The organism is Roseofilum reptotaenium CS-1145, assembly GCF_028330985.1.
In the GTDB taxonomy this organism is placed as follows: Bacteria; Cyanobacteriota; Cyanobacteriia; order Cyanobacteriales; family Desertifilaceae; genus Roseofilum; species Roseofilum reptotaenium.
In genome coordinates, this window is record NZ_JAQMUE010000095.1 from 1 (window position 1) to 23,056 (window position 23,056).

The following is a 23,056-nucleotide window of genomic DNA, read 5'->3' on the forward strand; positions in this document are numbered from 1 at the left end:
GAACATTTACATTTTTGGTGGTCTCTACCCGACCACTTTACCTCTTTTAGCGTTCGCCAGCTTTCAGTTGATCTTTTCAGCAAAATACCACCGAAAAAGGTCGCCATAGCGACCTTTGAGCTACCTTGTCACCCCTTGAGGTGTTCTTGAGTCATTTTCTGAGTCGCCATAACCACTAAAAAAATTACAATGAAGCAAAATAGCGTTCAATCAGGATAATTGCCACAATATCATCGATGGGACGGGGAGGTTGGCGCATTCCTTGGGGAACCAGACGAGTTAAGCCTTTGGGGGGATACATTTGCCAGTAGCGATCGCGAGCTTCTAAGGTAGAATATCTCTCATCTACCTTGATAATTTCCACGGTTTCGGCAAACTCCGGTTTCAGTTTCGCTTCCCAAGCTTTCGAGGTAGTTTGATTTCCCATCACTAACACGGAAACCCCATACTGTTGAGACCAAGCTTTTAAAGCGGCGATCGCCTGCTCCGAAGCAACCACTTCATGCTCGAATACCTGGCGATCTTCATCCATCACCGCAATGCCACATTTATCTTTACCCGGATCGAATCCCAGAATCATCAACGTTCAACTCTACTCACTTTGTCGTCGTAGAAACGGAATCAGAGCCTCGCACACTTTTTCTGGCCAGTCTTCTTGAGCATAATGTCCAACTTCTTCTAAGGCAATAAATTCGGCTTGGGATATACTAGAAATCGCCTCTTTTGCACTGGATGACAACAACCAGGGATCGTTTTCTCCCCAAATCACTTGCAGAGGTTTTGACCATTGGGGAAGAGTGCTACTAATATTGGTCAAACTTGATTTCAGGTTCAGATTTCGCAACGTTGCCAGCAGAGCGCGTCCAGCAGCCGAAACTTCTAAAAAGGGGCGACGATAAACATTGAGGTCTTTTTCATCGACTTGATAAGGCGATCCACCTTCCAGGGTGCGATCGACAATCAGGGGATCTTGGGTCATCATTTCTCCCGCTAGAGGTAGGGTAAACTGCTGGATTTTCCAGGGTAATTTAGCTTGGGGACTCAGGGGAATGTTGATTAAGCTGAGGCGATGGATGCGATCGCTATTTTGCAGAGCATAGAGGAGTCCGGGAACACTGGTGTAGCCTTGCAGCACGAGGGAAACTTGCTCCAATTCTAGACTATCCATGAGGTCACCCAAAGCTTTAGCAAACGCTTCTGGAGTATAGGCAAAGTCCCGTTTTTCCGGAAATGCTGATTGTCCGGAACCGATCCAGTCTGGGGCGATCGCCCAAAATCCTTGTTCGGCTAGAGACGGCAGAACTTCTCGCCAACTATAGCTTTGGGAGAGTAACCCATGGAGTAATAAAACTGGGGGTTTGTCGGTTGCTTGCATCGGTTGCGCTTCGCGATAAAACCACTCTAGGGAACCGACGTTAATTTGCTTCTCCTCAATAGACACTCTTGTTGCTCGACTCCGTTTCGTTTCACTGGGATGGAGTTAGCATACCGTGTTTTTACCTCTTTTACTACTATAATTGGCGATTTTAAAAACGAATATCCTGCCAAATTTCAGCGTCAGCAAAGCCCTCTAAACGTTTGCGATCTGTTGTCGCAATCACAACATACTGACCAGGATATTCTTCTTGAATGAGTTTCTATTGAGCGCATATAATCATATCACAATCAATAGTTTTGAGATCGGCAGTTGGTATCCCTTGCGTTCTAGCTTCTGCCCATAATTTAGATGCTTCCTTAAGTACCGGTTGGATAATCGGTAGAAAATCGATAATTTCTGGTAACCGATCTAGATTCTTTAGACCATCATTGTTGATGATATAACTTAAAGCCTGATGAACGCTCTCCATCAATGATTTCCTTTACCGTTTGCCAATATTGTTCTCGATCGCGCACTTCTTCTGAGGAGGGTTCTTCTTCTATCCACTGTTTTAATAGTGCAAGAGCCTCTTTATTTTTATCTATCTGCTCTTCAAGAGTCTCTCTTTTATGGGGCAAAACGAACTTTGATTTAGCTTTTAATTGTTCTGGCATAAACTGATTTTTGCTGATTCAATCCAAATTTACTGATATTTTAACACGCATCTTCCTATTGACTCACCTCGCTCTTGATATTCTCCCAGGGCAACCAGATCGCACATAATTCTTGACAAAGTTAAGAGTAAGTGACATGATGAAAAAATGGCTAAAAATCAATTCCATTAATCTGTAAAAACAGCCTTAATTAAGAAAGGCTGGACAATTACAAGCGATCCTCTAATCATTCGTATAGATCGAGTTAAACTAGAAATTGATCTAGCAGCCGAAAAAGTATTTGCCGCAGAAAAAGATGGGCGAAAAATTGCTGTAGAAGTAAAAGAATTCATCAATCCTTCTGCGATTTATGACTTTCACGCAGCTTTAGGACAGTTCTTGAATTATCGCTTAGGTTTGCAAATGACAGATCCCTTACGCAATCTTTATCTAGCTGTACCAGTAGATATTTTTAACGATTTTTTTCAAGAGCGTTTTGTCCAAGCTGCTATACTTCAACATCGTCTAAGTATTATCGCATATGACCCTAATTTAGAAGAGGTGGTAGAATAGAAAAACTAGAACAGTATCGTCAAATTGTCCAAGAAGTTATCAAAAGCCATGCTGCCCCCGAAAATGCGGATATTGAATCCCAAGTGATTTGCGATCGCGAACAGGATCATTATCAACTGGTGGATCTGGGTTGGCAGGGTTTCAATCGGATTTATGCCTGCTATATTCATATCGATATTAAGGACGGAAAAATCTGGATTCAGAACAATATGACAGAAGCCGACTTAGGACAAGAGTTAGTGGATAAAGGCGTTCCTGCTTCAGATATTATTCTCGGTTTACATCCCCCATATAAACGTCCTTATACCAAGTATGGCGTTGCTTAAGATGCAAGCAATCTATTAAATCTAAATGGATTTTATTTGCACGAGTTTCAATTTATTGACGGCTGAAGTAACAAAGGATTGAACAAACGCTGTGCGCTGATTTTGTTCAAAGATGGTTTTGATAATCGAGGTCAGCTTCTCCAAATTGAAGCCCTGTTCTGGATTAAAGTCTTGGGTTTGGAAATATTCAATTAAACTTAATCCGGCAATGCGCGTTAAATAGGCAGCGCTGATGCCTTGTACCAGTCCACCTGCCGTATAGGTAATGGCATTCGTTTTGAGAATGTTAGTAATGGTTTGGGTGGAGAGTTCAACTAATCCCAGTTTCACGATCAGTTCTCCGACAATAGCAGCAACTTTTTGCCCCTGTTGCAGGCTAAAGGATTGGTTCGGTTGATATATTTTAGCTATGTCTAAAATCAGTTGACCCGTAATTGCGCCGGTTGTCAACAGATCGAGGCTGGGAATGGGGTTGGCAAAGGCGGTGGTGGCAGCGATCCATTGATATTGCTCGATCGCCGGCAAAGCGCGATCGCGGCGTTTTTGGTTCCAGATCGCTTGGATCTCGCTCTGTAAGGCTTCTGCTTGGCGCTGAATCGTCCCTAAAATGGGCACATGGGAAGCATCCGCCACTTGCGCGAGACGGCTTTTCAGGGATTCAATTTGGGGCGCTGGATTTTCCATCCATTCGTCTACAGTGCCATCGGGGTGATGTTTGCGGACTTTGATGGGTTGAGGGATAGCGGCAGTTACCACTAAATCCTCTTTCTCTAGTTTACCGGTAATGCGGCTGTTGATTTGTTGGAGAATACTGGGCAGTTCTTGGGGTAAGTATTGGTCTTGTTTATTCAAGACTAAAATAACGTGATGATGGTTATTTTTTAGCTGTTGTATGGTTTGATATTCAGAATCGGTTAAATCTCCGGAAATGACCAACAGAATAACGTCGCTGTTGCGGTGTTGTTCTTCAATCTGGGTTTGAATTTCTTCACTCGGATTGGGCGTAAATAGAGCAGGCGTTTCGATAATTTGCCAATCCTGGGATAGTAGCTCAAACAGGCTACTTTTTCCCACATTTTTACCGCCGGTAATCGCGATTTTCAGGGTTTGGCGGTTGATTTCTTCTTTGAGTTCATTGAGGCGATTTTGCCAACTGGAAATATCAATCTCTTCTGTCGCCAACTCGGCGTTCGCGAAGCGACTCCAAAGGAGTATCGCCCCTTCAACCTGGGTAAACGTTCGCTCTAGAGTTTCCTTATTTACGGGTGAAGAAAGGGTTTTCACGGGAACAGAGACAGAATTTTGTCGCCACCACCAAATCCCACCCCAGGCGATCGCCCCCAGGGTAACCCATTCTCCCCATTCACTCACGGAACTTTGGATACTTGCCCACAACCACAGAAGTGCCCCTAATCCTAAGCCACCAACTAACAGAGGACGACGTATGAGTGTTGTCATTGATTTCTCCACTAAACCCAACCATATCTCTAGCTTAACTCGATTGGGGGGCGATCGCGTATCTTACTGATGATCATTCTTGATGATATAACTTAAAGCCTGATGGACGCTCGCGATCGATAATTTCCCTCGTTGAATAGGCACTATCTATTAAATTCAGTTCAGGGAGATCGACCTTCATTTATCCTGAATTCTATTTTTCAAGAATATCTCAAATTTGTACGCTAATATGAGTTATGAAACTGTCTCAGCCCGATTGCATATGACCCTAATTTAGACTTGAGGAGCCTATGTTACTCAACTATAATCCCAGAGCTTGCTTACCCTCTGCTGAAGATTTACCCGATTCTGACGATACTCCTGTGGATAACGAACTACAAGACTTAATTCCCAGTTTGCTTAAAGCGATGCTGGCTTTAATTTGGGCAGAGCGGATGGATTGGTTTTTTGGAGTAGATATGGGGATCTATTACGATCCCAAAGAACCCGCTATTGTCCCCGATGGCTTTTTGAGTGTAGGTGTGCCCCGAATTATTGACTCTGATTTACGTCTCTCTTATGTATTGTGGGAAGAGCAGAAATTACCCACCCTCGTGTTAGAAGTCGTTTCCCATAAACGGCGGAAAGAATATACTCAGAAAAAAGAAGCATACGCCCAAATGGGGATTTTATATTATGCGATCTATAATCCCTTAAGGAAAAGGAAACAAAAGTTGGAAGTGTATGAACTCAAAGACGGTGAATATGAATTATTATCTGGGGAAGTGGTGTGGTTATCCCAGTTGAATTTAGGCATTGGTAAAGCGGAGGGAACGTATCAAGGAATCACCAGAGAATGGCTCTATTGGTATGATGAGCAGGGAGAACGCTATTTAACGCCAGAAGAGCGAATGATCTCAGCTCAACAACAGGCATTATTCACTGAAAAACGGGCATTATCTGCTGAACAGAAAGCAGAGAAACTTGCCCAAAAATTGAGGGAATTAGGCATTGATCCCGATCTCCTAGACCCATAATCGACTATCGAGGGCCGATCGCGCAGTATCATAAGAAAATAGACTCTAACCTTATCCATCCTGTGACTGCGATCGCCCCTAACTCCCTCCTCGAACCTTCCCAACTGTTACCCTTTGAACAGCTCGAACCCTCCCTACAACAGCGTTTTCAACAGGCTTGGCAACCCGGATCGCCCCTTCCTTCTGTGGTATATCCCAAAACTCAAGAACAATTGAGCGAGGTGATGAAACTTGCCAAAGCTAACCAATGGCAGGTTTTACCCTGGGGAGCAGGCAGTAAAATTCATTGGGGTGGCATCGGTAAACCAGTAGATCTTATCATCAGTACTCAACGCATCAATCAGGTGATTGAACATGCAGCCGGAGACCTCACGATTACTGTAGAAGCCGGGATAACCTTGGCACAGGTGAAGGAATTTCTCGCGCCCCACAACCAGTTTTTAGCCTTCGATCCAGCCTACCCCAACCAAGCCACCATCGGCGGTATCATTGCGACAGCGGATACCGGAAGTTGGCGACATCGGTATGGTGGCGTGCGCGATCGCCTGATTGGACTCTCCTTTATCCGCAGTGATGGTGAGATTGCCAAAGCAGGGGGCAGAGTCGTCAAAAATGTTGCCGGTTATGACTTGATGAAACTGTTCATCGGCAGTTATGGCAGTTTGGGGATACTTTCTCAAGCCACGTTCCGCCTATATCCGATTCCCAAACATTCAGCTACTGTGGTGCTTTCAGGAAATCCAGAGGCGATCGCCCAAGCCACCCAAACCCTACTGAATTCCAGTTTAACCCCCACTGCCCTCGATTTAAGACCCCAAAATGACCAAATTCTGCTCATTGCTCGGTTCCAAAGTATATCCTTAAGTGTGCAAGAACAAGCTAAACGAGTATTCGATCTTAGCCAAGCATTAGGATTGAGCGCCCAAATCTACGAGCAGCAGGAAGAAAGCCAACTATGGGCAACCTGGCAACATCAAATTTGGGAAACCCACCCCCAAAAGGTTATCTGTAAACTCGGTATTCGTCCCACCGAAGTCGTTAACCTGTTGCTAAAAATTGAACAACTTGCCCAAGTGCAAAGTCAATGTGTGCTTCACGCTCGTACTGGCTTAGGTATACTACGATGCAATCAAATTCGATCGACACAACTGTTGGAGTTGCGATCTTATCTTACCTCCCATGGCGGCTTTCTCAGTGTCTTAGAAGCCTCCTCATCCCTAAAACAATCCCTAGACGTATGGGGATGTACAGGAAATGCACTTAAAATTATGCAAAATATCAAGCATCAATTCGATCCCGATAACTTACTCAGTGGCGATCGCTTCATTCGATAAACTACATTTCTATAGTATCGATTAGCATAACTCATGTTTTTTACCTTGCACCAAGCTAACCCTTTTTTGCATAATTAAAATCAGATCCAGTCAATTAGTAGGGTAGGTAGTGCCCTAATTCCCTATTCTCTATTCCCTATTCCCTCTTTTCATGACTCCCGCCAAAAGTAGTAATTTCTTATCTCAAAACCCCCATTTGTCCTCTGGATTTGATCCTCAAAATCCACCCAATCCCGATCTAATTAATACCTGCGTTCATTGCGGATTTTGTCTCTCCACTTGCCCCAGTTATCGCGTTTTAGGACAAGAAATGGACTCTCCTAGAGGACGCATTTATTTGATGGATGCGATTAACCAAGGTGAAGCTCCCTTAGCCCCCGCTACCTCCCAACATTTTGACACCTGTTTAGGATGTTTAGCCTGTGTTAGCACCTGTCCTTCAGGAGTGCAATATGATAAACTCATTTCCGCTACCCGCCACCAAGTCGAACGCAATATTAATCGCAATATTCCCGATCGCATTATTCGCTCCTTAATCTTCAATCTTTTTCCCTATCCTAATCGCTTAATTCCCCTTCTTTATCCCCTCTATTTCTATCAAAAATCAGGCTTGCAATCCCTCATTCGGCGCACCAATCTTCTGAAAAAAGTATCGCCTAGATTGGCGGCAATGGAATCCATTTTACCCCAGATTTCTCTCTCTTCCCTACACCATTCCTTTGCTGATGTCATTCCTGCCCAAGGGAAAAAACGCTATCGGGTGGGAGTCATTCTTGGCTGCGTGCAACGGCTGTTTTTTAATCCAGTGAATGCGGCAACGATTCGCGTTCTAACTGGGAATGGGTGTGAAGTTGTGATTCCCAAAACCCAAGGCTGTTGTGGGGCACTCCCAGAACATCAGGGGCAAACCAAACCCGCCCAAGATTTAGCACGCCAAATGATTGATTCCTTTGCCAATTACGATCTGGATTATGTGATTATCAATGCCGCTGGATGTGGACATACCCTAAAAGAATATGGTCATATTTTAGCTGACGATCCCAATTATCAAGATCGGGCAAAACAATTTGTCAGTAAAGTCAAAGATATTCAAGAATTTTTAGCCATGGTGGGCTTAACTGCACCCTTATCTCCCCTAGCTGAAGAAGAGTTGAAGGTTGTTTATCAGGATGCTTGTCATCTGTTGCATGGACAAAAAATCAGTGTGCAACCCCGCCAATTACTCAAACAAATTCCTGGCATTCAATTAAAAGAACCTGTAGATGCTGCCTTATGTTGTGGAAGTGCAGGAGTTTATAATATGTTGCAGCCAGAGGTGGCAGAAAGTTTAGGCGATCAAAAAGTGAATAATTTGCTCAATACGGGAGCTAATTTAATTGCTTCTGCAAATCCAGGCTGTAGTTTACAGATCAAAAAACATTTACAGCAGCAGGGTAAGACTGTTTCGATTTTCCATCCCATTGAGCTACTCGACTATTCCATGCGAGGCATTACCCTATCTTCCCTCGACAGGACTTAATCTGAGGAGGAGGAAAGGGAGACAGGTAACCAAATTTCAAAGGTTGTACCGCTTCCAATTTGCGATCGCAGTTTCAGATATCCTTGATGTTTTTCAGTTACAATCTGGTGGGAAATGGCTAATCCTAATCCCGTCCCTTTTCCCACGGGTTTAGTTGTAAAAAATGTTTCAAAAATACGCTGTTGAATTTCTGGAGGTATCCCCGTTCCATTATCTCCCACCTCAATTTTAACCCATTCTGACTGATCGGATTCCATTAACCATTGAGTGGTAATCGTAATTTCTGGTTTCCATTGATCAGATTTTTCCCGTTCATTTAAAGCATCAATCGCATTGGTGAGTAAATTCATAAAGACTTGGCTCAATTGCCCTGAATAACACTCAACTAAGGGCAACTCTCCATAACTTTTCACCAAGTGAATTCCATATTTGAGTTTATTCCGTAAAATCAATAAGGTACTATCTAAACATTCATGAAGATTCGCCAGTTGGGGATGGTTTTCACCCATATGAGAAAAGTTCCGCATTCCACCGACTAAGGCATTTAAGCGCTCTGCACTCTCCTGCATACTATCAATTAGTTCGGGTAAGTCGTTCTGTAAATACTCAAAGTCAATATCTTCTTTGATCTCTTCAATGGGTTCCGGATCTTCTCCAGATTCTTCCTTATAAGCTTCTACTAAATCTAGTAAATCCTCACTATAGGTTTTTAAGAACTTTACATTTCCCCATAGGGTATTAACTGGATTTCTGATTTCATGAGCTAATCCAGCTACCATTTGCCCTAAACTGGCTAATTTTTCGGTTTGAATCAGATGGGCTTGAGTATTTTCGCGTAATAGTTTCGTGGTTAGTTCATGAATTCTGGATTGAGCTAGGAGTAATTGATGAACATCGAGCAAACAATAGCAATGGCTTGAACACTTTATGACTAAGGGTTCATAGAGTTTTTCTGGAGGACGTTCTAAAGAGCGAACTGCTGCTTCTACAATAGGTTCTGTACCGGGCATAATCAGGTGATCGGGTAAAAGATGTTGACCAACTTTTTGATTGGCTAATCGATTTAAAACTCTAATTTCTCGCCGGATAAAAACTTCTAAACCATAGGGACGACTCAGTTGCTCTAGAAATCTTCTTCGGGAAATCATTCCGGCAAATTCACCTTTGTCTGTTAAAATTACTCCAGGCAAAAGGGAATATTCTTTAAAGATTTGTGCGACGACACGTCCTGGTTGACTAACATCCACAGAACATTCCCATAACGAGAGGTCTTTTAAGGTTGAATCAAGGTTTACTTCTGTGGCTCTCAGACCGGCGCGAGCCACTACTTCTGTTGGTATCTCTGACACTTTTACCACCATATTTTTTATTATTCAAAAACTCTTCCTCTATTATAGGAATAAAAACTATAATAGACTATAATGAGGGTTTGAGTAAGTCAATTTTTATTATCGCCTTAAACTTTATTTAACCTATTTAGAATTTATTTAACCTACTGATTTATAAGGGTCTATTCCCAGAAAGATAGAGGCGCGATCGCACCCGTTCTAAGCAAAACTCATGAACTAATATCCAGCCCCATTTCGGGGAGATTTCCGGGCGTTTATGGGGAGTGACAATCATCAGGCGATCGCCAATCCAGCTTAACTGATACACTAAGGCCGGTAAGCGCGATCGCTCCACCAAATGCAGCGCAAAACTACACACGATTAACCCATATTCACGTCCCCACAACACTCCCTGCTCAATGTCTTCAAATCGATAACCCTCGGCCACCTGTCCCGTGCGCTCTAGATAAGCCTCCTGAGTATACGGATCGATGCCCTGTATATCCTGCCATCCCAACTGACGCAAAGCCAACGTCACTTCGCCACTCCCACAAGCCAAATCCAAAACGGGTAAACTCCCTCTCGGTACATCTATTAGCCCCTGAGCCAAAACTTGCCCAATCCTCTCCTCATGGGGATTACGATAGGTTGCTCCCTGCTGTTGGTAAAAGTCTTCTACTCCCCAGGTTTCATAAGCCTGACGAATCGATAAATCCATGCAATTAACAATTAATAATTACGGTTCTGCCCCATCTTCCCCATTCCCTCTCCATCCTCCCATCCCGCCCTTGCCCCCAATCCCTAGAGAGAGTAGAATTAGAGCATGGGCTGCTCTTAGTTCAAACTTAATCTAGGCTGACGAAAACCCGAACGCTCAGGAAGATGTCAGCTCAATTACCAAAAAGATGGGTCTAGAGCAATGCCCTTCCAGGGCAGCTTTTTCCCGACTGCTTGTATTATGATAATATCATGAGAACCCTAAAGTTTAAGCTATACAAACATAAACGAAATAGATACCTGAAGCGACAGATAAATGCTGCTGGGGTCATCTATAATCATTGTATAGCACTTCACAAACGGTCCTACCGATTGTGGGGTAAACACTTAAACTGTGCCCAACTGCAAAAACATACTGCTAAGTTAAGAAAGCGTAATCCTTTTTGGCAATTAGTTGGTTCTCAGGCGGTTCAAGATATTTGCCAGCGAATAGATAAAGCTTATAATCTATTCTTCAAACATCAGGGTTTGGCTTCGCTCACCAACCACGGAAAAGATTTGAGACCGCCAGGTTTTAAGAAGATTAAAAAATATAAGTCCTTAGCTTTATCTAGCCAGAAAAAAGGATCTAGAAATTGGCACAAGGCAAGACTTAATCTGGCTCGCAAACATGAAAAGATTGTTAACCGTAGACGAGATTGGCAGTGGAAATTGGCCCATGAGTTAACCAATTGGTTTGATGTTTTGTACTTTGAAACTCTTAATCTGAAAGGAATGCAACGACTTTGGGGTAGAAAGATCGGTGATTTGGCATTGGCTGAATTTCTTTCTATTCTTGAATGGGTAGCTGCTAAAAAATCTAAGCGTGTAGTTTATATCGATCGATGGTTTCCCAGTTCCAAGACTTGTTCTGAATGCGGTCATGTACTCAATGAACTGAAGCTCAAAGATCGTCAATGGTCTTGTCTTTCATGTTCAACCGAGCATGATAGAGATTTAAATGCGGCTAGAAACCTTAAATCAGTTGGGGCATCAACTGATTCGTTAGGCTTTAGTCAGACAGTCCCAGACTGCTATTGCTGTTTGAGCGGAGAATCCCCGCACCTTCAGGTCGGGGAGTATGTCAAAATAAAGAATAAATATTTCGCCAGAGAAGAGGACTCGTCCCCTAATAATGATATCGGAAAAAATCAGCCAACGCTCTGACTTTCTTGGAACCCAAGTCATCACCCGGAATAATGGCAAACGCTTGGGAGTCGTCAGCCAACTGTGGGTCGATATAGACCGGCGGGAAGTGGTTGCCTTAAGTTTGCGAGATAATCTGCTCTCAGGTGTTCTCGCCGGAATTCCCCGCTATATGTACTTGAGCAATATTCGCCAAGTCGGTGATGTGATTCTTGTTGATGATGACGACGTAATTGAAGATGTCAACGTAGAAGTTTACAGCAGCCTCATTGGTAGTGAGGTGATTACCGAAGCTGGGGAAATGCTCGGCAAAGTCAGAGGGTATCGCTTTGATACAGAAGATTATCGAGTCACTTCCTTAATTATTGCCTCGATTGGCTTACCCCTGATTCCTGAACAGGTGGTTAGTACCTATGAACTCACTATTGATCAAATTGTGAGCAGCGGGCCAAACCGCCTGATTGTGTTTGAAGGTGCAGAAGAGCAGATGGTGCAGTTAAGTGTGGGGGTACTAGAGAAGCTGGGTATTTCCCAAGCACCTTGGGAACGAGAAGGAGCTGAACCCTATGCTATGCCAATCATTGACAGCGAAAAGCAATTAGGTACAGGTACTCCCATACACACACAAAAGCCGATCCCCGAGATGGAGCCAGTCATGGAAGAAGATTGGAATGCGGATGAATGGCAAAAACCGCAACCGGCTCCCATGCAGCAGTTCAAGCAACCCGAACCTCGGTATGAGCAAAGCTATGAGGAAGATAACTGGGGAGGTGATGGGGACGAAGATCGCAGCTATCGAGAACCAAGCTATCGGGTCGATCCTCCTGAAGTAGATAATGAAGAGATTCCAGAGGCTCCTTATGAACCCTCCTATCGAGAGATAGAAGAGGATGCTTGGGCTGATAAAGACCAGGAAGAACCCTTAGATTTGCCGAAAGTTAATATTCCAGAGACTCTGAAAAAACCAGAGTATGAAGGATAACGGTTTGTGTGAGTTGTGAACGAAAGAACCCTCTAGCCTTAAATCCCTTGTTGAAGGCTCTCAAGGCAAGGGGCTTTGGCCCCTTGTTAGACCCTCTTTTTTCTGATGAGTATCCAAAAAATTCCCCTGGCATCTATCCAAAAAATCCGTACCTATCTCACGAGTCTGCTGGTGCTTCCAGAGTCTGAAAACTGCCGGAGATCGCTCTCTTTTAATGAATCTGACGATCTCCCAGAACCGGAATCTCTCGATGAGCTAGGGGGATTATTTGATTTGGGGCCAGCAGAAGAGGATGAGGAGGCGATCGCCACATCACCTTCTGGGCCTTGGTTAATTAGTGCCGTTAATCCTGCTACTGCTTTACGCAAATTACCTGGGCTACGCTTAAAACTGGGTCTACGCTGGGTTAGCTATATTTATCGTGACCCCAATGAACCCAACAGTGGCACGGGAATAACTTGGGCTGTACCAGAAGACTATTGTGCGACGGCTACCCTCGAAGAAGCCCTAGCCGATGGCTGCGATCCAGAGCATCCCCCCCGGCCCCAAGGGGCATTAGATAATTTTATGGCTGCCATTGAAGGCGATCGCAGCGCTCCTTCTTTTATGGTTGCTGCCCTCCTGCGCCGAGAAATTCAAGAATTTGTCTATGCAGAAGCGAACCGAGATTGGAGCCACCACCGCTTGATTGACTCGCCTCCCAAGCAAGTCAAATGGCAATGGAAAGGCCAAATCAAAGACTTATCCCCCAAAATCCGTAAGCTGGATGATGGCAAAATTGCCGTAGAATTTTTCACTTGTCGCACCAGTGCCCCGATCGCCATTTTTCGCCACGTTGAACAATATCCCTCATCCAGTTATCAGAGCAAGGCGATCGACCAACCCGTAGCGATTCCCATCCGTACAAAATCAATTAAAAATTAAAAATTAAAAATTAAAAATCAACAATCAGGATCTGGTAGCCTGGTACGTGCTTAACTGAACATCGGTAAGCATAAACCCTTAATTTCAGCAAGGATTACCCTATGTACGAAAAAATCAGCCCTCCTGAAACCGGCGAAAAAATTACCTTTGCTGAAGGTAAACCCATTGTTCCCGACCATCCCATCCTTCCCTTCATTCGTGGAGACGGTACGGGGGTAGACCTTTGGCCCGCCTCTCAGAAGGTCTTTGATGCTGCCGTTCAAGCAGCCTATGGTGGAAAACGGAAAATTTCCTGGTTTAAGGTGTACGCTGGTGACGAAGCTTGCGAACAATATGGAACGTACCAGTATTTACCTGAAGATACTCTAAAGGCGATCGAAGAATATGGAGTTGCTATCAAAGGTCCCTTAACCACCCCCATTGGTGGCGGTATTCGCTCCCTCAACGTTGCTCTGCGGCAAATTTTTGATCTCTATGCTTGCGTGCGCCCCTGTCGTTACTACGCCGGAACTCCCTCGCCCCACAAAACGCCAGAGAAAATGGACGTAATTATCTATCGGGAAAATACCGAAGATATTTACCTCGGTATTGAATGGCGCGAAGGCACAGAAATCGTCAAGAAACTGATTGAATACCTCAATACCGACCTCATTCCTTCTACTCCTGAGCATGGGAAAAAACAAATCCGTCTCGACTCTGGTATTGGCATTAAACCCATCAGTAAAACCGGAACTCAACGACTGGTGAAGCGGGCTATTCAAAACGCCCTTCGCTTACCCAAAGAGAAACAAACGGTCACCTTGGTTCATAAAGGCAATATTATGAAATATACCGAAGGAGCCTTCCGCGACTGGGGTTATGAATTAGCCACCACTGAGTTTCGCCAGGAATGTGTAACTGAGCGCGAATCCTGGATTTTGAGCAATAAAGAAGAAAATCCAGACATTAGTTTAGAAGACAATGCTCACAAACTCGAACCCGGTTATGATGCCTTAACTGCCGAGAAAAAAGAAGAAGCTTGCGCTGAAGTAAAAGCCGTTCTGGATGCGATTTGGGAAAGTCACGGTAATGGGAAATGGAAAGAGAAAATCATGGTCAATGACCGGATTGCCGATAGTATTTTCCAACAACTACAAACCCGTCCTGGAGAATATTCGATCCTCGCTACCATGAACCTAAATGGGGATTATCTCTCGGATGCTGCTGCCGCGATTGTTGGGGGTTTAGGTATGGGGCCAGGGGCCAATATTGGCGATAGTTGCGCTATTTTTGAAGCAACCCATGGCACTGCTCCCAAACATGCGGGTTTGGATCGGGTCAATCCTGGATCATTGATTCTTTCTGGAGTCATGATGTTAGAATACATGGGCTGGCAAGAAGCCGCAGACTTGATTAAAATGGGCATAGAAAAGGCGATTTCTAATCGGGAAGTGACCTATGATTTAGCCCGACTTATGGAGCCTCCGGTTAAGCCCCCTCTGAAGTGTTCGGAGTTTGCTGACGCGATTATTAAATACTTTGGCTAAGGTCTTGCTTTGGTAATACAGCCCACTTTTCTTTTCTGTGGATGCATTAGTATAGCGCTGCGCGCTAGGGAATAGGTTATGGTAGCTAGGTTTCAGTATTGAATCGGAGTCCTAACCGACGATTTCTCTGCTACAAGAGCGCAGGGCAACCTACTAGACTTTCTCCGCTAATTTGATGAATTAGGAGAAGGAGTACGATCGTTGTAGCGTGAATCTCGGTAACTAGTCCGTAAATAGCGCTACTAACTAACCCCAAAAGGGAAAGTTGAACTCTCGGTCTGATGCAGGTGTAAGTCCTGCCTACCAGACTCAGGTATGACTCCCTATCTGCCCACGCAGACCGGACTCGGAACTCCGGAGAGCGAAGCTGGGAACAGGGTGCAATCAGACATCCGTTGTGGGATGCCCCGGGGGCTAATGGGGCGTTCCAATGGTGAAACAGAGCCTAAAAAGCAACCTAGGCAACATGAACTTCTGCCCATTCCTCTTAAATCCCATCGACGGAGAGCTAAAAGTCTGTTTCGCTTGGGATTTGACTATCTACGCTCTGTTTTCACCAATCTTGACCACTAATTCCCTGCTTTTCTCTACTCCCTCTGTTTTTTGTCCTGTACTTAGATCACACTGTTTTTTTGCAATTTACAGCAGTGAGAATACACAAGAAAAAAGTTGTAGATTTGAATAAAATTATGATCTTCTCTTACCTACCTTACTGCCACCACTGCTGGATTAATTTCTCCCAAACAAAATAAGCCACTAGGATCGGTATCCCTAAACCGATCAAAAGTGTTATGATTTCTAAGATTAGGCATCGCCGTTGCACAGTAGCAATTCTATTGTAGTCATATTGAGAGTCATATTGGGTTCTAATTTCTTTCTTTTCCCCTTCAATGATTACTGTTTCCACCCATGCCGTCACGCGACCTAACTCATCGTATTCATAAAACTGAGAGTTGTATTTTTGAATAATGGGGGCTGATTTAGATACATCTTCAATAATAAATCCGCCTGAGTCGATATAGTAAGCACCTGTTTCACAGCATTCTGCCAATGTTAACATCATGGCTGTTAAGCTATCATAGTATACGCTTGGCATGCCTCCTTCTCCCCACTCAACAACTGGTTGTTCTGGGTAGTTAGGTGGAATTTGTAAGGGAATACCACAACTGCCTATATCATCATTAATAAAGATAAAAAGTGGACTTTTAGCGCACCACTCTTCATTAAGATACCATTCTTCATTAACATATAACTCTTCATCTTCAGCAACCATAGTATTCCAACCCATGCTGCTTTCTATGGCTTCATCGAAAGGGAGAAAAACCATAGAAGGGAAAACCAAAAAATGACAATCTAATGTTGCTCCATTGCGCCACTGATAAAGTTCATAAATGTCTGCGGGAAGTTTGAATCCAATTTTTTCTTCTCCTGCCTGAATTTCATCGAAACTGAGTCCAGGCTGAAAAGAATGAGCTAATTCAGGCTTATGTATTTCTAGCCACTTTATGATCCGGTCGAGTGCATCAGTTAGAGTTGACATATCGTTGATTTTTCTGGGATTTAATTGTTCGGCAATAAGTTTTGCATCAAAAATCAACTTGCCAATTGTTTTGACTTCCAGATCGCATTTCAATTTTTTCTGTATCACAGGATTAAAGCCATATCCATCTTTGGCTGGAATATAAGGAGTAATTTCTATTTCTTTTTCCTTCAAAATCAAACTAATAAAAACCGTTTCTCTATCGAATTTTTCCCAGTCATTAAACCCTAGGCGATTTAGTACTTCTTCAGAAGTTTCTTTTAGACGATCGTGAGAGATTTGATCCAAGGAATATTGTAAATTTTCTAAAACTTGTTCTCCTAGCTCAGATGCATCTATCTTTCTATCAAGTTCAAATACAGGCAGGCAGGATATCCATATACCAAACGTAGTTCTGGATTTACAGATAATATATATTGTATTTTGATGAAAATGAATGTTACATCCTTTCATAAAACACGCTTAGGGTAAGTTGTTAATTATTAAGGGTTAACTCTTCTTCGGTTTCATTTAATGGGGTTTGCTTGGCTTCTATTTCTAACAGTTCGGGAACGGTGACAAAGCGATAACCTTGTTGTTTGAGGGTGGTGATAATTTGGGGTAGGGCTTCGACGGTGTTGCGGCGATCGCCTCCGCCATCATGAAAGAGTACAATCCCACCAGGGGTGACACTCTTTAAGACGTTATCGATTAAGACTGGAGTAGACACATAATAGTCCTCCGAGTCAGAAGACCACATCATAATCCCATAGCCTTTAGACTCGGCATAATCGGCTAAACCGCTCTCTAGATTCCCTCCTGGAGGTCGAAACAGCTTAGTTTTAACCCCTGTAAGATCAAAAATCAGTTTGCTGGTGGACTCGATTTCCTGGGCAGCCGTTTGTGGATCGAGAGTATGGGTATAATGATGTTCGGTATGATTTCCCAGAATATGACCAGCATCAGCGACTTTTTTAGCAATTTTGGGATAGTTTTTCATATGCTGTCCCACCAAGAAAAAGGTCGCTTTAATCTCATGTTCCTTGAGAATGTCTAAGATTTGTTCCGTAGTCTTTGGCCAAGGGCCATCATCAAAGGTTAAAGCCACAACTTTTGGCATCGCTAAAGCATCAGCCTTATTAATGATTTTGCCGCGAAACTGCTCTGGAATATCCACGACTTTGAAAGAGGGTTCAAGTTTTGGGGGGAAGACAGCAACTGGACTGGGTGAGGCTTCTGGAGTGGGAGCAAGGGTAGGAGGGGGATCGAGGGGAAGTGGTGTAGAGATGGCAAATCGATTTTGATGAATCCAATGGGCATTGATCAGTTGTGAATAAAACCACCAGCAGGAAAGAATAAAACTTACAGCAGTTAAACGACTGATGAGTAACGTCCGCATCAGTCGGAATTTGAAAGGCGCAGAAGTAGAGGGGCTTGGCTCTGGAGCGAGGGCACTGCTTTGTTCGCTGGCAGGGGTTGCAATTCGTACGGCTTGTTTCCAGAGGATGCGGCGATCGCCAGCTTGCCGGGCGATAATTCTCACCTGGTGAATAGCTGCGGAGTTGAGCGTCCACAGACGATAGCAGACAAATCGCACTAAACGCTGCTGGAGGCTTAAACATTGATCTTTGCGTCTCGGATGGTGAAAATCAACCTGAACATTCAGCCAGCGATCCGGAGACTGGTTCACTTGCACGGAAACCCCTTGCGGTGCAAGTAAGCTATTCATCCAATAACTAATTGCCTGGGGATTCCCTTCCTTAGCGAGGTCGAGCAGAGAAGGTTGAGCAAAGATCTCAGAATAGGTCATGGGGAATGGGGAATAGGGAATGGGGAATAGGGAATAGGTTTCTAAGGATTGAATGAAAGTCCTAACGTTCTCCTACTCTGCTATACCCGTTAGCCGTTACTAGGGGTCAAGTTTCAATTTTTTCGGGTGGATTAGGATTTGTCAATCATTGAGTCTCGATATGGCTTCACCTAAACACTCATCTTGTTCTGTAGAGCGTTGACTCAGTTTCTCCTTGGCATCCTTTGCTAGATCTTCTTTGGTTTTGTGCCAATACTCTAAGGCTTGTTCTGGGTTACCCTCCTGTTCCCAGACTTGAGCGAGTAAACAAGCGGCATGGGGAGCTGTAAGATGTTTAGAGATCGATAGAGAAACTGCCTTTTCTAAATCCTCTTTCGCTTCTATCCACCGTCCTTGCTTCATTCTCGCCCATCCGCGATTTTTCCAACAGGCAAGTTCTATACCGGGGTAGACTGGACGCTCGATACACTGATTGCTCCGGTAGATTGCTTTTTCGAGATCTCCTAGGCGAATATTGAGATAGGCGGCTTCTGCCTGAGCATCTGGATGTCCTTTATTGGCGGCTCTTTCGTACCAAAAAAGACAGATAGTATTTAATTGTTGCTTCTGTTTACAGACCCAGCCGCGATTATAGTAAGGCTGGGGAGTCCAGGGAGCGATCGCGATTGCCAAAGCATTGAAAAACAAAGCTTGGGTTATTCTTTCCTCGTCGTAGTGAAATGCTCCCTGTCGATCGACTCGCTTGGATACCTCTGGAGCAAGCATTCCATACGTCGGCGCACCCAAACTAATCCCCAGTATGACCAGAAGCAGGGTCTTAAGTTTCGATCGCCGTGAGAGGTTTGACGCTGGTGCTGAAACGGGCGGAGAAATCGGTGTTAACTCTTGCGGTTGAGGCCAAGTGGGAGCAATGGCGGTTGGATGTTGATAAATGATCGGTAACCAACTGGCACAGAGAAATTGGTCTTCCCAAGCTTGAAGCCTTTCCCGCGCTTCTCGTGCCGATAGATGAAAGGATTGGCCGTGGGAAAAGGCGTGCAAAAATGATTTGAGGAATTCCTGGGCAATGCGATCGGGGACTTTCTCCCGCATGACAATCGTGTAGGGAATGGCTAAATCTTCTAAATCTCGTGCTAGTCCTAAACCATCGCAAGAGTTAAAAATCACCAGTTGCAGACCTTGTTGCGCGGCTTGACGCAAGCCATACCAGAGTTCGGTCAGGAGGATAGAGTCTTGGGAATTGATATAAATGCGTCCGGCATCTCCTTCTGTTTCACTATGGCCGGCAAAGAAGATAATATCCCACGGCTGACTCCAGAGGTGGTCAGTAATCTGATGCAGTTGGGGTTCTACCAAGAACGTAACTTGTGCATCGGGTAAGCTTTCTAGGATGTGGCGATCGCGCTCAATATCAATACCTTCACTATTGCCTAAAATCGCCAGAACTCTCATCTGTTCTGGAGATGAATCGGTCTGTTGACAGGGTTCAAAGCTCACTTGACTTAAGGCGACTTCCGCTCGTCGATAGCGATCGACTAAATCCCATAAATGCCAAGGTAGCTGTTGCAATTCGGGAATTTCCGTGCGAATCAGAAATCGAATTTCATCGTCCCGTTGCAATTCTTCCCGCAGTCGGCGATCGAGGTCTTGAAACGAGGGCGAGCGCAGCCAAATTTGGAACTGCTCCTTCAGTTCAAGGGCGCGATCTCGACAGCGCTCGAAGTTATCTACAATCGATCCATCATAGACAATTTTCCCCGGCTCCAGCCGCGAATTTCTACCCAATTGGTCATAACTCTCTTTCCACTGCTGTAGTGCAAAATACAGGTCAGGACACTCGGGCAATCTCCCCACCTGTTCGATCTGACGGGGTTCCCCTTCCCGACCGATTTCCAAGGTGACTCGACAACCCGATACAGTTAAGTCACCTTCGAGCTTGAGTCCGACGAATTTTTTCATGGCGGATTCTGAGGTTAGGCATCATGAAGCTATGTTTATTAAATCACAAAAGATTCAATCATGCACATCTGACCTAACGAAATTTGGACACTAAAGGGTTCTCCGGTTTCTCCCTTAAACTCCATTTGAATATTCTTCGTCTGGGTGGCGATCGCTTCCATAATAGAACGACCCGTTTCGTTCAATATATTCACTTTCAGATCGCGGGGGAGATAGCTCTGTTCTGCTGTGGGATAAAGCTCGACAGAAATCTGCATTTCTTGATCGCTCGGTTGAACCCCCATCAGTAGTGTAAAATGATTGTTTTGGTGTTGAAATAGTTTGCCTCGCTTAACACCCTGACGTTTATCTCTGGAGCGAAAATTAAGCACTAATTGTGGCTCCTGAACGGGGAAGATTTCATCCAAGGTTTTCCAACCTTGGGCGATTGAGTTCTGTAGCCAATCACTGAGGTTAATCCGGGGAAACGGTACGGGCTGCAAAAAGTCAAACAGTTCTTCTGGCGATCGCAATTGACTTAAAGGAATCATTTCTGCTTCTACTTGCTCCACAAATCCCAGAATTTCCGCTTCCGTTAATTCCCGATTTAATCTTACAGCAATATAGGCGAGACGATCCTCAAAGACTTCTGGAGGAACCCTCATATAATCCTGACCTGGTAAAACCGGACGGCATTCAATTTTACCTTGATGAGGTAACTCTAAGTCCGCTACATCGAAGCAAGCTTGAAGCACGCTATCAAAGCTCTCGCAAGCTTCTGTTTGGGGATCAAAGCCCAAGTATTGAAGATGAAACTTAACTGCTAAAACTGATAGGGTGTTCAAATAGACTTGCTTGCGCTTTCGAGGATTCTTTTGTGATTGCAAAAACACTTCAGCTTGTTGATGGTCGCTAAATCCAAGGGGAATTTTAGGACTGATAGAATTGAAGAATAGGGAAGAATGAATAACCATGACAATAAACTCCAAGAACAAAATTAAAATCAGGTTGTTAAATCCTGCAACTGTTTTTTGAATTGAATCATTTTGCGCCGATAAAAGCTCGATAAAGTCGGAACGCTAACACTCAGGGATTCAGAAATCTCTTGCCAAGACTGACCATAGAGCCGCCTTAAAATCAAAATCCTCAGATTCGCCTTCGGATGACGTTTAACATAAATTTTACTCAATTCATGTTCTGGATTCTCCTCTAATTGTTTAATGACTTTTTCTGTAGTGGAGAGATTTTGCTCATCGTCATGACTGTCGGGTTCGTATTCCTCGAAATCATCTAACGTCCGTTGATAAAATTGCGATCCATGGAGATGAGAGCGGCGAAACTCTTGAATAGCGCCCAACCAAAAACGCTGTTTGAGTAAGAAGTTAACCCAAGCTAAAACGTTCGCTCGTTCTGGTTTATACTCATCGATATGTTGACAGAGGTAAAGCATGAGATTTTGTTGAGCTTCACCATAAATTTCTGCATAGGCTTGTCTATACTCAGGAGGAAGGTCATTCCGATGGGGACGGTAGAGCTGGCCACAATTAAGGAGTAAGCCGATGAGTTGCTTTAGGGCCTGGCGATAATCGAGTGTTCCTTGTGGGCATTCTTGGGCCCTGAGTACAAGTTGCCGCAGTTGGCGATCTAAGTCCTCGCTTGAAGTCATGTCATAGAGAGAAATTTCAGAGGGTTCTATAAGTTAGTCAGTTTTTTATGGGCAATTTTATGCATTTTTGCGGGAATTGATACAAAAATTCACAATGCCGTAAATAAACATGACGAAGTTCAAGGTTATGACTGGAATTAACCCCCAAAAAGTGATATAATTTCAAGTTTAACCCTGCAATATGTCCGATCGCCTTCTTTCACCCACATATAGAGATATTGAACGGGCCGCCCAGGGTCTCCAAGGCAAGGCTCACCAGACTCCTGTAATGACTTCTCGGATGGTCAATGAGATTACTCAAGCACAAGTCTTTTTTAAGTGCGAAAATCTACAAAAAACTGGCTCATTTAAATTTCGTGGTGCTTACTATACCCTTTCTCAACTGCCGGAATCCGAACGCAAGCATGGTGTTATTGCTTACTCATCTGGGAATCATGCCCAGGCGATCGCCCTCGCCGGAGCCTTACTAGAAATTCCCACAACCCTGGTGATGCCCGAAAATGCTCCCAAGGTCAAATTCTCAGCTACGGAGGGATACGGAGCAAATATTGTGACTTATGACCCCACGCAAACCCGTCGGGAAACCCTCGCCTTACAGTTAGCCAAAGAACAGAATTTAACTCTGATTCCCCCCTATGACCATCCCCAGATTATTGCTGGTCAGGGAACCACAGCCAAGGAATTAATTGAAGAAGTCGGAGATCTCGATTATTTGCTCGTTTGTTGTGGAGGAGGGGGACTACTCTCTGGATGTGCGATCGCCGCTAAAACCCTTTCCCCCCACTGTCACGTCGTTGGCGTAGAACCGGCCCTAGGAGATGATGCTACCCGCTCTTTTTATACCCAAACCCTGCAAACTGTGAACAATCCCCAAACCATTGCCGATGGCGCTCGTACTCCCTCTTTAGGCAACTATACATTTCCCCTAGTGCTGCGCCATGTCGATCAAATGGTCACTGTTTCTGAAAACAGTATTCGCCGCACCCTGCGCTTTCTTTGGGAACGGTTAAAACTGGTAGTTGAACCGACTGGAACCTTAGCCGCGGCTGCGTTATTGGAGGGGCAAATTCAAGCTCCTGGCGCGAAAATTGGTGTGATCCTGAGTGGAGGGAATGTGGATTTAGAGCAATTACCATTCTTGTTGGCGATCGTCCAATAGCATTGCCCTCACCGTGGAGACTCCTGACACCTAACGCTTACGCGATAAGAGATTCAGCGATGAGAG

The 23,056-nt window shown here is 44.4% G+C and carries 21 protein-coding genes and 1 pseudogene; 10 read left to right on the forward strand and 12 right to left on the reverse strand.

Going from position 1 to position 23,056, the window contains the following annotated elements:
* Positions 1 to 184: 184 nt before the first annotated feature.
* From PN466_RS21230 to PN466_RS21245, 4 genes are all read right to left on the reverse strand, one after another.
* A complete protein-coding gene (locus PN466_RS21230) occupies positions 185 to 580 on the reverse strand; it encodes a pre-16S rRNA-processing nuclease YqgF (protein ID WP_271943621.1) in 396 nt (131 codons plus the stop codon).
* Between the two features lie 12 nt (positions 581 to 592).
* Positions 593 to 1,441, reverse strand: coding sequence for an alpha/beta fold hydrolase (locus PN466_RS21235; RefSeq protein ID WP_271943623.1), 849 nt, complete (start codon positions 1,439 to 1,441; stop codon positions 593 to 595).
* 196 nt (positions 1,442 to 1,637) lie between these two features.
* Positions 1,638 to 1,847 carry a hypothetical protein gene (locus tag PN466_RS21240; protein ID WP_271943626.1) on the reverse strand — a complete coding sequence of 70 codons (210 nt, stop codon included), beginning with the start codon at positions 1,845 to 1,847 and terminating at the stop codon, positions 1,638 to 1,640.
* The gene (locus PN466_RS21245) at positions 1,804 to 2,031 is read right to left on the reverse strand and encodes a hypothetical protein (protein ID WP_271943628.1); all 228 of its coding nucleotides are present in this window, start codon (positions 2,029 to 2,031) and stop codon (positions 1,804 to 1,806) included. Before PN466_RS21245 ends, PN466_RS21240 begins: the two co-directional genes overlap by 44 nt.
* 147 nt (positions 2,032 to 2,178) lie before the next feature.
* Between PN466_RS21245 and PN466_RS21250 the strand changes: the two are divergent.
* Together PN466_RS21250 and PN466_RS21255 are read left to right on the forward strand one after the other, a co-directional pair.
* Positions 2,179 to 2,583: pseudogene (locus PN466_RS21250) on the forward strand (XisH family protein).
* Complete coding sequence (locus tag PN466_RS21255) at positions 2,580 to 2,909, forward strand: XisI protein (protein WP_271943783.1); 330 nt, start codon at positions 2,580 to 2,582, stop codon at positions 2,907 to 2,909. Before PN466_RS21250 ends, PN466_RS21255 begins: the two are co-directional and overlap by 4 nt.
* Before the next feature lie 21 nt (positions 2,910 to 2,930).
* Here the strand turns inward: PN466_RS21255 and PN466_RS21260 are convergent, their stop codons facing one another.
* A complete protein-coding gene (locus tag PN466_RS21260) occupies positions 2,931 to 4,367 on the reverse strand; it encodes a slr1306 family protein (RefSeq protein WP_271943631.1) in 1,437 nt (478 codons plus the stop codon).
* A gap of 290 nt (positions 4,368 to 4,657) precedes the next feature.
* Here PN466_RS21260 and PN466_RS21265 point away from each other — a divergent pair, with 290 nt between their 5' ends.
* The 3 genes from PN466_RS21265 to PN466_RS21275 all read left to right on the forward strand — a co-directional run bounded on the left by PN466_RS21265 (position 4,658) and on the right by PN466_RS21275 (position 8,236).
* Complete coding sequence (locus PN466_RS21265) at positions 4,658 to 5,383, forward strand: Uma2 family endonuclease (protein WP_271943635.1); 726 nt, start codon at positions 4,658 to 4,660, stop codon at positions 5,381 to 5,383.
* A gap of 62 nt (positions 5,384 to 5,445) precedes the next feature.
* Entirely contained in the window at positions 5,446 to 6,717 is a 1,272-nt protein-coding gene (locus PN466_RS21270; RefSeq protein WP_271943638.1) for an FAD-binding oxidoreductase, read from the forward strand.
* Positions 6,718 to 6,868: 151 nt separating this feature from the next.
* Positions 6,869 to 8,236 (forward strand): (Fe-S)-binding protein, encoded by a 1,368-nt coding sequence (locus PN466_RS21275; RefSeq protein WP_271943641.1) that lies wholly within the window; start codon positions 6,869 to 6,871, stop codon positions 8,234 to 8,236.
* Here PN466_RS21275 and PN466_RS21280 read toward each other — a convergent pair.
* Both PN466_RS21280 and PN466_RS21285 read right to left on the reverse strand, forming a co-directional pair.
* Positions 8,233 to 9,585: an ATP-binding protein gene (locus PN466_RS21280; RefSeq protein ID WP_271943643.1), complete on the reverse strand. Its 1,353-nt coding sequence runs from the start codon at positions 9,583 to 9,585 to the stop codon at positions 8,233 to 8,235. The two genes, PN466_RS21275 and PN466_RS21280, sit on opposite strands and share 4 nt — an antisense overlap.
* A gap of 151 nt (positions 9,586 to 9,736) precedes the next feature.
* Positions 9,737 to 10,282 carry a class I SAM-dependent methyltransferase gene (locus PN466_RS21285; protein WP_271943646.1) on the reverse strand — a complete coding sequence of 182 codons (546 nt, stop codon included), beginning with the start codon at positions 10,280 to 10,282 and terminating at the stop codon, positions 9,737 to 9,739.
* Between the two features lie 233 nt (positions 10,283 to 10,515).
* On the opposite strand from PN466_RS21285, the gene PN466_RS21290 reads away from it, so the two are divergent.
* The 4 genes from PN466_RS21290 (at position 10,516) to PN466_RS21305 (ending at position 14,898) form a co-directional block, all read left to right on the forward strand.
* Positions 10,516 to 11,487 carry an RNA-guided endonuclease InsQ/TnpB family protein gene (locus PN466_RS21290; protein WP_271943649.1) on the forward strand — a complete coding sequence of 324 codons (972 nt, stop codon included), beginning with the start codon at positions 10,516 to 10,518 and terminating at the stop codon, positions 11,485 to 11,487.
* Positions 11,456 to 12,448, forward strand: coding sequence for a PRC-barrel domain-containing protein (locus tag PN466_RS21295; protein ID WP_271943651.1), 993 nt, complete (start codon positions 11,456 to 11,458; stop codon positions 12,446 to 12,448). Before PN466_RS21290 ends, PN466_RS21295 begins: the two co-directional genes overlap by 32 nt.
* A 105-nt stretch (positions 12,449 to 12,553) precedes the next feature.
* Positions 12,554 to 13,372: a hypothetical protein gene (locus PN466_RS21300; protein WP_271943653.1), complete on the forward strand. Its 819-nt coding sequence runs from the start codon at positions 12,554 to 12,556 to the stop codon at positions 13,370 to 13,372.
* A 101-nt stretch (positions 13,373 to 13,473) separates the two neighbouring features.
* Positions 13,474 to 14,898 (forward strand): NADP-dependent isocitrate dehydrogenase, encoded by a 1,425-nt coding sequence (locus PN466_RS21305; RefSeq protein ID WP_271943656.1) that lies wholly within the window; start codon positions 13,474 to 13,476, stop codon positions 14,896 to 14,898.
* Between the two features lie 709 nt (positions 14,899 to 15,607).
* Here the strand turns inward: PN466_RS21305 and PN466_RS21310 are convergent.
* From PN466_RS21310 to PN466_RS21330, 5 genes are all read right to left on the reverse strand, one after another.
* On the reverse strand, positions 15,608 to 16,891 hold the full coding sequence (locus PN466_RS21310; RefSeq protein ID WP_271943658.1) for an SMI1/KNR4 family protein: 1,284 nt from the start codon (positions 16,889 to 16,891) through the stop codon (positions 15,608 to 15,610).
* 22 nt (positions 16,892 to 16,913) lie between these two features.
* On the reverse strand, positions 16,914 to 18,227 hold the full coding sequence (locus PN466_RS21315) for a polysaccharide deacetylase family protein (RefSeq protein ID WP_271943661.1): 1,314 nt from the start codon (positions 18,225 to 18,227) through the stop codon (positions 16,914 to 16,916).
* Between the two features lie 141 nt (positions 18,228 to 18,368).
* Positions 18,369 to 20,186 (reverse strand): CHAT domain-containing tetratricopeptide repeat protein, encoded by a 1,818-nt coding sequence (locus PN466_RS21320; RefSeq protein WP_271943664.1) that lies wholly within the window; start codon positions 20,184 to 20,186, stop codon positions 18,369 to 18,371.
* A gap of 38 nt (positions 20,187 to 20,224) precedes the next feature.
* A complete protein-coding gene (locus PN466_RS21325) occupies positions 20,225 to 21,139 on the reverse strand; it encodes a DUF1822 family protein (RefSeq protein WP_271943667.1) in 915 nt (304 codons plus the stop codon).
* A 29-nt stretch (positions 21,140 to 21,168) separates the two neighbouring features.
* A complete protein-coding gene (locus PN466_RS21330; protein WP_271943669.1) occupies positions 21,169 to 21,831 on the reverse strand; it encodes a hypothetical protein in 663 nt (220 codons plus the stop codon).
* A gap of 181 nt (positions 21,832 to 22,012) precedes the next feature.
* Here PN466_RS21330 and PN466_RS21335 point away from each other — a divergent pair, with 181 nt between their 5' ends.
* A complete protein-coding gene (locus PN466_RS21335; protein WP_271943671.1) occupies positions 22,013 to 22,990 on the forward strand; it encodes a threo-3-hydroxy-L-aspartate ammonia-lyase in 978 nt (325 codons plus the stop codon).
* Positions 22,991 to 23,056 lie beyond the last annotated feature (66 nt).

Bases quoted from the DNA above. Each gene is read 5' to 3' on its own strand.
- PN466_RS21230 (WP_271943621.1), bottom strand. From the start codon at position 580: ATGATTCTGGGATTCGATCCGGGTAAAGATAAATGTGGCATTGCGGTG.
- PN466_RS21240 (WP_271943626.1), bottom strand. From the start codon at position 1,847: ATGGAGAGCGTTCATCAGGCTTTAAGTTATATCATCAACAATGATGGT.
- PN466_RS21245 (WP_271943628.1), bottom strand. From the start codon at position 2,031: ATGCCAGAACAATTAAAAGCTAAATCAAAGTTCGTTTTGCCCCATAAA.
- PN466_RS21260 (WP_271943631.1), bottom strand. From the start codon at position 4,367: ATGACAACACTCATACGTCGTCCTCTGTTAGTTGGTGGCTTAGGATTA.
- PN466_RS21265 (WP_271943635.1), top strand. From the start codon at position 4,658: ATGTTACTCAACTATAATCCCAGAGCTTGCTTACCCTCTGCTGAAGAT.
- PN466_RS21275 (WP_271943641.1), top strand. From the start codon at position 6,869: ATGACTCCCGCCAAAAGTAGTAATTTCTTATCTCAAAACCCCCATTTG.
- PN466_RS21285 (WP_271943646.1), bottom strand. From the start codon at position 10,282: ATGGATTTATCGATTCGTCAGGCTTATGAAACCTGGGGAGTAGAAGAC.
- PN466_RS21295 (WP_271943651.1), top strand. From the start codon at position 11,456: ATGATATCGGAAAAAATCAGCCAACGCTCTGACTTTCTTGGAACCCAA.
- PN466_RS21300 (WP_271943653.1), top strand. From the start codon at position 12,554: ATGAGTATCCAAAAAATTCCCCTGGCATCTATCCAAAAAATCCGTACC.
- PN466_RS21305 (WP_271943656.1), top strand. From the start codon at position 13,474: ATGTACGAAAAAATCAGCCCTCCTGAAACCGGCGAAAAAATTACCTTT.
- PN466_RS21310 (WP_271943658.1), bottom strand. From the start codon at position 16,891: ATGAAAGGATGTAACATTCATTTTCATCAAAATACAATATATATTATC.
- PN466_RS21315 (WP_271943661.1), bottom strand. From the start codon at position 18,227: ATGACCTATTCTGAGATCTTTGCTCAACCTTCTCTGCTCGACCTCGCT.
- PN466_RS21320 (WP_271943664.1), bottom strand. From the start codon at position 20,186: ATGAAAAAATTCGTCGGACTCAAGCTCGAAGGTGACTTAACTGTATCG.
- PN466_RS21325 (WP_271943667.1), bottom strand. From the start codon at position 21,139: ATGGTTATTCATTCTTCCCTATTCTTCAATTCTATCAGTCCTAAAATT.
- PN466_RS21330 (WP_271943669.1), bottom strand. From the start codon at position 21,831: ATGACTTCAAGCGAGGACTTAGATCGCCAACTGCGGCAACTTGTACTC.
- PN466_RS21335 (WP_271943671.1), top strand. From the start codon at position 22,013: ATGTCCGATCGCCTTCTTTCACCCACATATAGAGATATTGAACGGGCC.